A 12,741-nucleotide genomic window follows, 5' to 3' on the forward strand; every position below is an offset into this window, starting at 1 on the left:
TCCATGATGCAATGACCGCCTGACCCTACCAGCCGTTTTTCGGACCATTTTTGTCATAAATGCAGTCAGTAACTCGCATTGGAGTTACTTGGCTGAGCTCGACACGGGCTAAGATAGTGAAAATTATTTTTCTAGCTCAGTTTGAGGAGTGACCGACGTGCTAGCTGACATCATTGATGTGCTTGCTGACCCCATCGATGGCACTGATTTGAAGTTTGGTGATGCCGAACGAATGACTCTGAAGTCCGAATCCGGACATAGCTATGATGTCGCCCGCCAGGGTTACGTTACGCTCGCCGGTGGGGCTGGTCTGCGCTACACCGGCGATGACGCCAAGATGATTACCGCTCGAGAGGAGTTCCTCTCTGGTGGCCACTATGCTCCATTCGTTGAGGCAGTTACAGGCAACGTCCAGGACGTGCTTGACGACGCCAATGTGTCCGAGGCCGCCAGCCCAGTCATCTGCGAAGTCGGTGCGGGCACTGGTTACTACCTCGCACACACGCTGGACAGTATTCCCAATTCCCGTGGCGTAGGCATTGACGTGTCCGTGCCGGCCGCTAAGCACCTGGCCAAGAGTCACCCGCGGCTCGGTGCGGTCGTGGCCGATGCGTGGGCGCGTTTGCCGCTGCGTGATGGCTCCATCGATGCGCTTACGGTTGTCTTCGCACCTCGCAACGCGGAGGAGTTCGCTCGCGTGCTCAAGCCGGGCGGCCAGGTCGTGGTTCTGACTGCCACTACTGGTCACCTGGGCGAGCTTCGTGAGCCGCTGGGCATCATCGATGTCGAACGCGGCAAGGTCGAGCGCATGATTTCCCAGGCAGAGGGGCACCTCGTGCCTGTTGGTGACCCGGAGCTGGTGGAGTTCGGTATGAACCTCAACCAGAGTGCAATTGCCGCTCAGATCGGTATGAGCCCGTCGGCACGCCATATCCACCCGGAGGTGCTGCAGGAACGTATTGCAGCGCTACCTGCAGAGATGCACGTCACCGCCCGTGCCTATGTCACCCGTCTGGGGCGCCCGGGCGACTAGCGCCTACTCCTTGACCTCGGTTTTGTGAATCTGTTCATCCAGGTCATCCGGATCCAGATCAGCATCCGAGAATTCCGCCGTTAGCGGAAGGCGAAGTTGCAGGTCGGTGCCCGGGCACAACTCGATAGTGCCCGAGCGCAGCTTAAAGTCCAGCACATGCCCGCCGCCGGTGCCGCCTTCCGCGAGGAAGTGCACGTGACAGCCGGGCACCGAAATTCCCTTCTCATAGACCGGCGTGCGGAAGCCCGCAATCGTGCCCTGCAGGTTCTCAAAATCAACCGAGGCGTCTTCTTCCGTCGCATCAACCATCTTCTGGTACGGCTTTTCCTGCTTTACGACGGTTCGAGTCTTCACCCACTCAAATTCGCCGGTAATCCGCAGTGCGTACATAAAGTTTTGGCTCGGCACCAGGGAATCGATGATGGGGCTAATTTCCTTGCGAGTCAGGTTTTCCGGCGCATCCATCACCGTGTGCGGGACGAAGTTGGTCACCACCGTGTAGGGGCTGCGCTGATCCATGGTGGCCCGGGTTGCGGAGCCGTCGTGACGCACCTGCCAGCAGACCCCGTCGAGGATTACCATTTCGCCATCGAGGCCGTCGAAGGTACCGATGCCGAAGTTTCCATGACCAAGGATTTCGCCAATGGTCATCTCGCCGTCGTAGATGCCATCGAGCAGTGCGGACATCAGTGAGTTTTGGAAAATTGTGTGTCGGACCGTTGGAAAATTCTCGTGAGTGGTCATGGAAGCTATTATATTCGCGATATTTGTAGCCCAAGCTGGGGCGGGTCGTCTGTTGGATGTCCGGTCGGCTTGTGGGTAAGGAAATCGTGGCAAGAAAAACGCCCTGCGGAAAAATCCACAGGGCGCGATTTGGTGAATCGAGCGGTTGGTTCTACTTCGGCTGGATGGTGACTGTCACTTGGTCAGCAGTGGAGACGATATGAACGGTCTGGCCATCGGCAGCGACAGTGGCGTGACCGCCTTCGACATTCACTGTGAACCCATTCGGGAAGTTGATCGAGGGCACAACGAGCTCGCTGGTGGAACCAGGTGCGAAAGATCCGGTGCCATCGACGCGGCTATTGTTCCAGCTGGCCTCGTAGACTCGGGTGTCGCGGTTCCAGTCAGTAGCCTGCGGGGTGCCCGCGACTGCCCGCAGGTGTGGAGCGGCGAGGATGGTCATCTTGTCGCGGTTGAAGGCATCGGCACCTACAGGTCCTGGAACAGTCGGGTCGAAGACCATGCCCTGTTCCTTCTGGTTCTGCGTCGTCGGGTCGTTGCATCCGCAGTAGGACCAGTACTGCCAGCCGACCATGTGGCGGCGGGCAAGCGAAATTACGCCATTGAGGGTATCGGCATCGTCGGTGGCGCCGAACTCGGAAAGCAGTGTGGCCGAGCCGTTACCGGATGAGACGATTTCTGCATTGTCGAAGACGCGGCCATCGAAGAAGTCGCAACCCGTGTAGGTGTTGAACAGGGCGTTAGTGGTGCAGTAGACATGCCAGCTGAGGGCCGTACCTGCGGTTTCAGGAACCTGTGGGGCGGCCGGATCGGTGTTCAATCCAGTGTTCCACATGGAGTAGGGCTCGTAGTGGACAATTGCGTCTGCATCCTTGGCGACGATCTGATCTGCAGCCTTCTGGTGCAGTTCATCGAGCTTTGCCTTAGCCGGACCGCAGTCGCCCAGAGCTAGGTAGCACAGTGGGTATGCCGAACCTGGCCACGGTTCATTTATGATGTCGTAGCCCATCAGTCCAGGCATGCCGCCAAGGCGTTCTGCGACATGGCCCCACATGGCTGCGTAACGCTCCTGCAGCCCAACGCCACCCGGTCCTTCGCGGTTATTTAGGAAGTTGTCGTATGCCCTAATGAGGCCGATATTGAGGGCCTGGTTAGTTGGGAAGCCAACCTTCAGAAGGCTGGGAACGCCGTCGTCAATGACAGCCCAATCCGGGGCAAATTCGCCTTCAAACTTCTCGTTGTACATGTCCTGGTGGGCATCAACCAAGACCGCGATTCCACGCTCAGTGAGCATGGAAATGGTGCGGGCAATGGAATCCAGGTATTCGTCGTCGTACTCGCCGGGCTCTGGCTCTACTGCTTTCCAGATAATGCCGACTCGCATGGAGTCGAAGCCCTGCTGCACGAGCCAGTCAGCGTCGTCCTCGTTAAAGCCTCCGGCCTCGGGGGTGTAGGGATCGTGCTTGTAGACGATGTTCGACCCCTGAGTGAGGAAAGCTCGGCCATCACCGTCGGTAAACCAGCGGCCGGACTGTCCCAGGGGACCACGCTCGGTGATGGTAGCGGTACTAGGGGATGGTGCTACTTCTGTAGCGAGCGCCTGATGCGGTACTGCACCCGCTAGCGCTATGGCAATGGTGGCACCAACTGCTGCCACCTTCTTAGTGAATCTCATACTCAATATGCTATTGACCAGTAATGATAAATTCATCCAAAACTCAAATTAGGTTCAGAAAAGTGGGCAAACGCATAAGTGAATGTCCTGAACGGGGTTAGTAAAAAGGCTAAAAAGGCCCATCGCTTCCTCTTTGGAAGCGATGGGCCTTATGAGGAGACTCCGTGCGGTGCGCAGTCGCGGCATAGAAACGGTGCGCGGCAATCAGCCTGTTACATCAAAGACTTGTAGACGTCGACGGTCTGCTTGGCGATGTTCTCCCAGCTAAACACTTCCTCAGCGCGCTTCTTACCCGCCTGGCCAACCTTGGCAGCGCGGTCACGGTCGGCGACCATGTTGTTGACAGCGGCAGCGATGCCTCGTTCGAAGCCCTCCGGATCGGACTCGTCGTAGTGAACTAAAGTGCCGGTTTCACCATCGACGACAACCTCCGGAATACCGCCGACATCAGAGGCGACAACGGCGGTACCACAGGCCATAGCCTCGAGGTTGACGATGCCCAGCGGCTCGTAGATCGATGGGCAGACGAAGGAATCTGCGGCCGTCAGGATCTCCTGGATCTTCTCCTTCGGCAGCATGTCCTGCACCCAGAAAATGCCATCGCGCTTCTCCTGGAGATCGTGAACGAGCTGCTCAGTCTCCTTCGCGATTTCCGGGGTGTCCGGAGCGCCGGCGCACAGAACGAGCTGCACACCGTCGTCGAAAAGCGATGCGGCCTTGACCAGGTGAGCGACACCCTTCTGACGGGTGATGCGGCCGACGAACGCAACCATCGGACGAGACGGGTCAACGCCGAGCTCCTCCAGGACAGACCAGCCGTTCTGTTCCTTGGACTCTTCCCATGTCGGGCGTGGGTACCACAGCTCGGTGTCGATACCGTTCAGGACAACGTGGACCTTGTCGGGGGAGATACGCGGGTAGGCGTCCAGGATGGCGTCCTTCATACGCGCGGAGACAGCAATGACAGCGTCTGCGTACTCCATAGCATTGCGCTCGGACCAGCTGGAAACGTCGTAACCGCCGCCGAGCTGCTCGCGCTTCCATGGGCGGTGCGGCTCCAACGAGTGCGCGGTAGCCACGTGTGGAATGCCCTTGAGCAGACCGGTGAGATGGCCACCCAGGCCTGAGTACCAGGTGTGAGAGTGGACGACATCAATGTCGGTTGCCGCAGCGGCATCAGCCATGCGCAAACCCGTGGACAGCGTTTTAATCGAGGCGTTGGCATCCTTCAGCTCCGGGTCAACGCCGTGGACATATACATCCGCCTCATCGCGAGGAGCACCCATGCAGTGCACATCGACGTCAACGCCGTCGAGGCCGCGCATGAAACGAGTCAGTTCAGTTACGTGAACACCTGCTCCGCCGTAAATCTCCGGAGGGTATTCCTTGGTCATCATGGCAACACGCATAGTTCCAGCGTAACCAGATTTGACAATTTCCGTCGCTTGGTATGCCTGGGTGTGGGTAGTGGGGAGGGGAGGCTGGCAGCGAGGAACGTAAATCGCATATAGGTTGGTTGGTGTGAGGAGTCAACCACATGTTTTGTCCATTGTCCTTGCCGGTGGCGAAGGCAAGCGTCTCTTCCCGCTGACGGAAGACCGCGCTAAGCCCGCCGTGCCGTTCGGCGGTAGCTATCGGCTTATCGACTTCGTGCTGTCGAACCTGGTCAACGCAGGTTTCCTGAAGATCTGTGTGCTGACCCAGTACAAGTCCCACTCGCTCGACCGTCACATTTCGCAGGCGTGGCAGCTGTCCGGCATCACCGGCCAGTACGTCACTCCGGTGCCGGCTCAGCAGCGTCTGGGTAAGCGCTGGTTCACCGGTTCGGCTGACGCGATTCTGCAGTCGCTGAATTTGGTTTATGACGAGGATCCGGAGTACGTCATCGTCTTCGGTGCCGACCACGTCTACCGTATGGACCCGCAGCAGATGCTGGAGGCCCACATCGAGTCTGGCGCTGGCGTTACCGTTGCTGGTATCCGTGTCCCACGCTCCGAGGCCAGCGCATTCGGTGTCATCGATGCGGATGACAACAACCGAATCACCGAGTTCCTGGAGAAGCCGGCTGATCCGCCTGGCACCCCGGATGACCCGGACTCGACGTTCGCGTCGATGGGTAACTACATCTTCACTACCTCCGCGCTTATCGACGCAATTAAGCGTGACTCGGAAGATGAAAACTCCGACCATGACATGGGCGGAGACATCATTCCGATGTTGGTAGAGGAGGGCGAGGCCTTCGTCTGGGACTTCAAGGACAGCTACGTTCCGGGTGAGACCGAACGTGATAAGGGCTACTGGCGTGACGTCGGTACCATCGATGCCTTCTACGAGGCCAATATGGACCTGATTTCCGTCCACCCGGTGTTTAACCTCTACAACAAGAAGTGGCCAATCCACACCTTCTCGGAGGAGAACCTGCCTCCGGCGAAGTTCGTCCAGGGTGGTATTGCTCAGGCTTCCATGGTGGGTGCCGGTTCGATTGTCTCTGGTGGCACAGTTCGCAACTCGGTGATTAGCACCAACGTCGTGGTCGAGGATGGCGCGACGGTGGAGGGCTCGGTTCTCTTCCCAGGTGTGCGCGTCGGCCGCGGAGCAGTGGTTCGTCATGCGATCTTGGATAAGAACGTTGTTGTCTCCGACGGCGCCATCATTGGTGTCGATCCGGAGAAGGACGCAGAGCGCTTCAAGGTCAGCGCTGGTGGCGTTGTGGCCGTCGGTAAGGGCAAGGTTATCTAGCCTGTCAAAGCCGGCTCAGGCTGCAAGAAGGCACGTACCGTGGGGTACGTGCCTTCTTTCTTTTAACCCTTTTGCTACCTAGCCCCAAAACCGGCAACTCCAAAAATGTGGGCTGCACGTGGGGGTACGGGCTGCAAATGTGAAACTGTGTGAGTTTATGACACTTTCAGGCTATTTTCCGAGCCATTTTTGTCATAAACGCAGTCAGTAACTCGGCTCGGCCCGCCGCCGCCAGCCATAAATGCAGTCAGTAACTCGCATTGGCCAGAGGCCGCCAGCCAGTCGGCCAACAGTAGAAAACTACTTCTTCACCAGCACAGTGGTTCCGGCTGCTAGGGGGAGGCGCATCACGTAAGCGTCGTCAAGCTGGAGCATGTATTCGTCGGCTTCGCGGGCAGCGACGGTGTCACGGTCAGTGCGTGACGAGTCAGCAACAGTGCCGTCGAGGAGCGCGCCGGTCAGGACGAGCGCGCCACCGGAGCGAAGCAGCGGCCAGGCCTTTTCCTGTGCGGCGCGGAGGATTGCCGGGGCGACGTCCAAGTAGACCAAGTCGTAGGAGTCGGCTGCCAGACGATCCATGACCTCCAGTGGCTGCGAGGGCAGGAAGCGCTGTCGGTTGGGGCGGATGCCTGCGGCTCGGAAAGCGGACTTTGCCAGAGACTGGTGCTCGAGCTCAGGGTCGATGCAGGTGAGAACGCCGTCATCGCCGAGACCGGCGGCCAGGTGCAAACCGACTACGCCTGCTGCAGGCGATGCGATGACAGCGGCGGGGTGACCGTCGCGGCGGGCACTGGTCAGGGCCATGAGCGAGGTCAAAGCGGCGCCGGTCATCGTATCGGGGACGGCAACTCCGTATTCGCGAGCGCTCTCTCGGGCGCTTTCAAGGGCCTCGGAGACTACGGTCGTGTTGTTGACATGCTGTGCAATAGCGTCACGTGCGGATAGCGGGGTAGCAGAAGAACTCGTTTCGGACACGCTCTATAGCGTAGGAAAAAACTCCGAGCAGGGCAGCGGGGCGCGCCGGTCAGTGCCGGACTAGGTGGGTAAACAAGCCTCAAATTTGTCTGGACTCTCAAACTATTTTCAGGGTAAGGTCACTACAAACCTAAGGTTGGTAAGGAACACTGAACCTCATGCCCGAACGAGTCAAGTCCGAACGAGTCAGCGCAGGCGCCAGCCGCGAGGACGCCCCGTCCGCTGACGCAACTGAGCAACTGTCCGGCACCGCAGCTTTTGACGCAGGTGTGGGAGAGATGCCGTCGTGGTCGGAACTTGTCCAAGCCCACGCGGATAGTGTTTACGGGCTCGCATATCGGTTGACTGGTAACCAGCAGGACGCGGAAGACCTGACGCAGGAGACATTCATGCGTGTGTTCCGCTCGCTGAAGTCATACCGTCCCGGCACTTTTGAAGGCTGGCTGCATCGGATTACCACTAACCTGTTTTTGGATATGGTCCGGCATCGGCAGGTGATCCGGATGGAGGCGTTGCCGGAGAACTACGACCGCGTCCCGGGCACGCTGAAGACGCCGGAGCAGGCCGTCGATGATGCGATGCTCGATCCTGATTTGGAAATCGCGCTGGCTGAGCTGCAGCCGGACTATCGCGCGGTGGTTGTCCTCTGTGATGTGGTGGGGCTGACCTACGAGGAAATTGCTAACACCCTTGGGCTCAAGATGGGCACCGTGCGTTCGCGCATTCACCGGGCACGTTCCAGCTTGCGGGCGACGTTGGAGCGTCTGGAGAGGCACCGGCAGGAGCTGCCGGAGTCGGTCACCGCAGGCTAGTTTTCCCGCACTCAATCCGTGGGAGCGGCTATTGTGGGGCTAGTTAAATAGGTGCGATTTCTGGAGGTGCTGCAGTCTGTGATTCAGCAGGGCGATGACAAGCGTTTTTTGTCAACGGAGCATCTCGGTACCGAGGCAATTGCCGCTTTTGTTGACGGCGAGTTGTCGGTCGTAGCTGAGCGACGTGCGCAGGCGCACCTGATGGCATGCCCGGAATGTCGCCGGGAGGTCGCGAAGCAGCGGCAGGCAGCCAAGCGTCTGCGTGATAGCGCGGCCTTGCACATTCCAGCTGAGCTGCGCGCTCGTATTGCTGATTTCGCAGGCAGCTGCGAGGACTCAGAGACCCATAGGTCGGCGCGGCATCTCGCGCACCGTCCGCCGGAGTCGCTGAGCGCTGCGTTGGAGCAGATTGTTCGCGGTTTTCGTAAAGGTGGTAGTCACTAGTGGGCAAACATCGCGCTTTCGATGATTCCGCGTTTGCCCCGGACGCCGATCGTGCCGCCGCAACTGGTGGGCTACAGCGTGCGCCAGGGCATAAGCTTGACGACGACACCAGTGCCACCGCCCAAGAGTATTCGCCGTGGCAGGATTCGTCGTCACGCATGACGACGGGGCGTCCGGCCCGCAAACCCGAAGCGAAGAAGAAACCTCGCCCGAAGATGGCCCCCCGCGTCAGCGCGCGGGAAGTGATTTTTGGCCGTGAGGTGCCGTGGCGTGTGATTGCGGCGTCGTCGGCTGTGGTGCTGCTGATTGGCGGTGTTGGTGGCTTTGTTGGCGGTTGGGCTGGCAAGACTTTCCGCTCGGACTATCAGCGTGTGGAGCTGCAGCAGATCGAGGGGCGGCCGGGCAACGGCGATTTGACCGAAATCGGCAAGGTGGCGGAGACTCTTCGTCCCGCGGTGGTGTCGATTGCGGTCAGTGCCGGTGAGGTTTCGGGCGTGGGCTCGGGGTTTGTCATTGATGGTGGCGGTCATATTTTGACGAATAACCATGTCGTTTCGGCGGTGGCGGACCGGCAGGATATGCAGGTCTCGGTAACGTTTTGGGACGGTGGCAAGCTGAAAGAGGTACCGGCCAAGATTATTGGCCGCGACCCGAAGACCGACCTTGCCGTAATTAAGGTCGAAGATGTTGCGGGGCTGACCGTGGCGCAGCTTGGTGATTCCAATGCGGTTGCGGTCGGTGACACAGTGATTGCGATGGGCTCGCCGCAGGGGCTGGGCGGAACGGTGACTTCGGGCATTGTCTCGGCGCTTAATCGCCCGGTGCGCCTGGCCGCTGAGGGGACCGACACGGACGGCTACGCTGATGCGATTCAGACCGATGCTTCGATTAACCCGGGTAACTCGGGTGGTCCGCTGGTGGATATCCGAGGTGCCATTATTGGTATTAATACAGTGATTTTCAGTAGCTCGGGTGGCTCACAGGGGTTGGGCTTTGCGATCCCGATCAATTCAGCCGTTGCCATCGCTGAGCAGCTCATTGCCGGTGAGAAGCCGGTTTATCCGGGGATCGGCGTGACAGCGCGCACGGTTTCCAATGGCGCACTGACTGGTGCCGAGATTGCCAGCATCCTGCCGGGAGGTGTCGCTGATCGGGAAGACCTGCAGGAAGGCGACGTGATTACGGCTGTGGGAGACCGCGCGGTATCGTCCGCAGATGAGCTCACGGTGGCGCTGTGGACTGTTGGCGCTGGTAATGAGGCGGTATTGAAGATCGTTCGCCATGGAGCCGAGCTGGAGGCAAAGATCACGCCGGAGTAGGGTGGCGCTGGTTTTGCTTGGACTTGCCTGGGGTTGGCTGGTTTCGTGGGATTTGGCGGATTTGGCCGCGCAATGCTGCATGCGAGGTGCACTGTAACTAAGGTGGTATAACGTGTTTTCTAATGTTGGCTGGGGCGAGATTCTCGTCCTCTTTATCCTCGGACTAATTCTCATTGGACCTGAGCGGTTGCCGAAGGTAATTGAGGACGTCCGCGCATTGCTTCTGGCTGCGCGCACCGCAATCAATGATGCACGCGATAACCTCTCGGATGAGTTCGGTGAAGACTTCGACGATCTTCGCAAGCCGCTGCAGGAGCTTAACGATCTCCGTCGTCTCAACCCGAAGACCGCCATCACCAGGACGCTTTTCGACGGCGATGACACCTACCTGGACATGCTCTCCGGTAAGCCCGCAGCGGGTGGCGGCGGAACGGGTGCAGCCGGAGCTGCCGGAGCCGGTGGATCCTCTGGAGTAGCTGGTGCGGCTGGAGCAACTGGTGCCGCAGGCCAGCAGTACCAGCAGCCCAACATGAGCCAGCCAGTGCAGCCGGCTCCGTCGCAGCAGCCGGTCCCTCAGTCGGCTCAGCAGCCCGCCCAGCAGCCCGCCCAGCAGCCAGGAACGTGGCAGGATCCAGTTGCCCAGGCCCGCCAACAGCAGGCACAGCAATCACCACAGCAGCCGCAACAACCTCAGCAGCCCCGTGGGGTGCAGGCCTGGGTCGACGACGACAACCTATAGAGGTTGCAAACCGTTCCCGATCGCAAGTTACTGACTAGGTTTATGACACTTTGAGCACAAATTTTGCCATGAAACTGTCATAAACCTAGTCAGTAAGTGCACGCAGCCGCTTCGGCGGATGCGCCACCAGCACCGCCGAAAACACCACCAGCACCGCCCGCAAACCCCGGACCGCCGAAAACACCTACACCGCCGAAAACACCCAAACCACATACGCCCCAGACACTGCAGCCACAATGAGCAAAGGCCCCCTTCCCGGCACTGAAAATACCGGGGAGGGGGCGTCGCTATGATCGTCGTAAAGCGAAGGACTACTTCGGCGTCACGCCCAAGCCTAGCGACTTGCCTGCGAGCGACTCGCGACGAACAACCAGCTTGTCGGCGATAGCGTTCAGGGCCTCGCCCGCGCCCGAATCCGGCTTGGATAGGACAATCGGGGTGCCCTTGTCGCCGCCCTCGCGGAGCTCGGTGTCCAGCGGCACCTGGCCGAGCAGCTCGACCTTACCGCCGGTGATCTGGGTAAGACGACGGGCAACGGTCTCGCCGCCGCCTGTGCCGAAGACCTCCATCTTGGAGCCGTCGGGCATTTCCATCCAGCTCATGTTCTCAATGACACCGGCGATCCGCTGGCGGGTCTGCAGCGAAATGGTGCCGGCGCGCTCGGCAACTTCGGCGGCGGCCATCTGCGGGGTAGTAACAATCAGCAGCTCAGCGTTCGGCACGAGCTGCGCCACGGAGATGGCGATGTCGCCGGTTCCCGGAGGTAGGTCGAATAGCAGGACGTCCAAGTCGCCCCAGAACACGTCCGCGAGGAACTGCTGGATAGCGCGGTGCAGCATTGGCCCACGCCAGACAACCGGTGCGTTGTCGTCGACGAAGTGTCCGATCGAAATCAGTGACACGCCGTGCGCCTGCGGGGGCATAATCATGTCGTCGACCTGGTGCGGCTTTTCCTCGGAGCCCATCATGTGCGGGATGGAGTGTCCGTAGACGTCGGCATCGAGGACACCGACAGACAGGCCCTTCGCGGCCAGCGCAGCGGCGAGGTTCACGGTCACAGAGGACTTACCAACGCCACCCTTACCGGAGGCGACGGCGAACACGCGGGTGCGGGAGTCCGGCTGGGCGAATGGGATCACCGGCTCGGAGGCGGTACCGCGGACGGCGTTGCGGAACTCGCGGCGCTGCTCGTCATTCATCACATCGGTGGTGACGGTGACGTTGCCAACGCCCTCGAGACCGTTGAGCGCGTCTTCGGTGCGCTCGATGATGGTGTTTTTCATGGGGCAACCGGCGATGGTGAGGTAAATCTCCACGGCCACGTCGTTGTTGTCCGCCACCGAGATGGACTTGACCATGCCAATCTCGGTAATCGGGCGACGTACCTCAGGATCTTCGACCTGCGCCAGGGCGGTGCGAACTTCAGCTTCAGTAATCGTAGACATTATGTAGTGAATCTTATCGTGAGACCCCGTAAGACAAAGAACTACTGACAAAATCAGCAGTTTTCCGCTTTACGACGGTTACAGCGCCCAACCCTTCCGACAAGCGCGGTGGCAGTGGAACTGGTGGCGGGCCAGACGGTGGAACAATTGGAAACTGTCAGGCGTTGTCCTTGATAGAACGCTTTTTAGCGATAGTTTTAGCAATATTTTCAGCAACTGAGTCACCAATTGCTGTGACAACAACTGCAAGGGAACGGTGAAAGTACCGATGGCAAATGGGGAAGCGAACAGCGGCTGGGGGAGCGGCCGGGAGCGGAGCATGAAGTCCCGGTTGCCTCAGCGGCAGGTGCCCGAGGGGTGGCCGGTGGGTAGCTTCACCAACTACGCCGATGCCCAGGCCGCGGTGGATTCGCTCAGCGATCGCGATGAGTTCCCGGTTTCCGACCTCACCATCGTCGGCGTTGACCTGATGCAGGTGGAGCGCGTCGTAGGTCGGTTGACCTGGCCGAAAGTGCTCGGTGGTGGCGCGCTGTACGGCCTATGGATGGGCCTGTTCTTCGGCCTGATTCTGGGGCTTTTCCAGGAAGATTGGGTTAGCCCGTTGATTGTTGGCCTCGGGATGGGCGCCATCTTTGGCATCGTGCTGGCCGCAGTCCCATACGCCATGCAAAACGGCAAGCGGGATTTCTCCACCACCACGGAGATTGTTGCTCGTCGCTACGACGTCTTGTGCAATCCCCGCAATGCCGAGCGCGCCCGCGACCTGTTGGCGCAGCGGGCTCTCGGTGGGAACCGCGGGTAGGTTGTTGTACTCGT

Annotated in this window: 12 protein-coding genes; 7 read left to right on the top strand and 5 right to left on the bottom strand. The window is 59.6% G+C overall.

Going from position 1 to position 12,741, the window contains the following annotated elements:
* Nucleotides 1-157: 157 nt before the first annotated feature.
* Complete coding sequence (locus HMPREF3042_RS06245) at nucleotides 158-1,033, top strand: methyltransferase domain-containing protein (RefSeq protein ID WP_038629489.1); 876 nt, start codon at nucleotides 158-160, stop codon at nucleotides 1,031-1,033.
* Nucleotides 1,034-1,036: 3 nt separating this feature from the next.
* On the opposite strand, the gene budA is transcribed toward HMPREF3042_RS06245, so the two are convergent.
* The 3 genes from budA to glgA form a co-directional block, all read right to left on the bottom strand.
* Complete coding sequence (gene budA / locus HMPREF3042_RS06250; protein WP_070856582.1) at nucleotides 1,037-1,777, bottom strand: acetolactate decarboxylase; 741 nt, start codon at nucleotides 1,775-1,777, stop codon at nucleotides 1,037-1,039.
* A 151-nt stretch (nucleotides 1,778-1,928) separates the two neighbouring features.
* Nucleotides 1,929-3,452: a glycoside hydrolase family 5 protein gene (locus HMPREF3042_RS06255; RefSeq protein WP_070856583.1), complete on the bottom strand. Its 1,524-nt coding sequence runs from the start codon at nucleotides 3,450-3,452 to the stop codon at nucleotides 1,929-1,931.
* Between the two features lie 212 nt (nucleotides 3,453-3,664).
* Nucleotides 3,665-4,861, bottom strand: a complete 1,197-nt coding sequence (gene glgA, locus HMPREF3042_RS06260) for a glycogen synthase (protein WP_070856584.1) — start codon at nucleotides 4,859-4,861, stop codon at nucleotides 3,665-3,667.
* A gap of 112 nt (nucleotides 4,862-4,973) precedes the next feature.
* Here glgA and glgC point away from each other — a divergent pair, with 112 nt between their 5' ends.
* A complete protein-coding gene (gene glgC / locus HMPREF3042_RS06265) occupies nucleotides 4,974-6,191 on the top strand; it encodes a glucose-1-phosphate adenylyltransferase (RefSeq protein WP_038628357.1) in 1,218 nt (405 codons plus the stop codon).
* Nucleotides 6,192-6,491: 300 nt separating this feature from the next.
* Here glgC and HMPREF3042_RS06270 read toward each other — a convergent pair whose 3' ends face one another.
* A complete protein-coding gene (locus tag HMPREF3042_RS06270) occupies nucleotides 6,492-7,166 on the bottom strand; it encodes an O-methyltransferase (protein ID WP_049193703.1) in 675 nt (224 codons plus the stop codon).
* 158 nt (nucleotides 7,167-7,324) lie between these two features.
* On the opposite strand from HMPREF3042_RS06270, the gene sigE reads away from it, so the two are divergent.
* From sigE to tatB, 4 genes are all read left to right on the top strand, one after another.
* Nucleotides 7,325-7,978, top strand: coding sequence for an RNA polymerase sigma factor SigE (sigE, locus tag HMPREF3042_RS06275; RefSeq protein WP_070601626.1), 654 nt, complete (start codon nucleotides 7,325-7,327; stop codon nucleotides 7,976-7,978).
* Between the two features lie 51 nt (nucleotides 7,979-8,029).
* Nucleotides 8,030-8,422, top strand: a complete 393-nt coding sequence (locus HMPREF3042_RS06280) for an anti-sigma factor family protein (RefSeq protein ID WP_246822351.1) — start codon at nucleotides 8,030-8,032, stop codon at nucleotides 8,420-8,422.
* Entirely contained in the window at nucleotides 8,422-9,741 is a 1,320-nt protein-coding gene (locus HMPREF3042_RS06285; RefSeq protein ID WP_070856585.1) for a S1C family serine protease, read from the top strand. Before HMPREF3042_RS06280 ends, HMPREF3042_RS06285 begins: the two co-directional genes overlap by 1 nt.
* A 112-nt stretch (nucleotides 9,742-9,853) precedes the next feature.
* On the top strand, nucleotides 9,854-10,480 hold the full coding sequence (tatB, locus tag HMPREF3042_RS11140; RefSeq protein ID WP_070856586.1) for a Sec-independent protein translocase protein TatB: 627 nt from the start codon (nucleotides 9,854-9,856) through the stop codon (nucleotides 10,478-10,480).
* A 311-nt stretch (nucleotides 10,481-10,791) separates the two neighbouring features.
* On the opposite strand, the gene HMPREF3042_RS06295 is transcribed toward tatB, so the two are convergent.
* Nucleotides 10,792-11,925 (bottom strand): Mrp/NBP35 family ATP-binding protein, encoded by a 1,134-nt coding sequence (locus HMPREF3042_RS06295; RefSeq protein ID WP_070601573.1) that lies wholly within the window; start codon nucleotides 11,923-11,925, stop codon nucleotides 10,792-10,794.
* Nucleotides 11,926-12,244: 319 nt separating this feature from the next.
* On the opposite strand from HMPREF3042_RS06295, the gene HMPREF3042_RS06305 reads away from it, so the two are divergent.
* The gene (locus HMPREF3042_RS06305) at nucleotides 12,245-12,727 is read left to right on the top strand and encodes a YflT domain-containing protein (RefSeq protein WP_038628373.1); all 483 of its coding nucleotides are present in this window, start codon (nucleotides 12,245-12,247) and stop codon (nucleotides 12,725-12,727) included.
* Nucleotides 12,728-12,741: the final 14 nt, after the last annotated feature.

It is taken from the genome of Corynebacterium sp. HMSC074C05 (genome assembly GCF_001838325.1).
Classification (GTDB): Bacteria; Actinomycetota; Actinomycetes; order Mycobacteriales; family Mycobacteriaceae; genus Corynebacterium; species Corynebacterium amycolatum.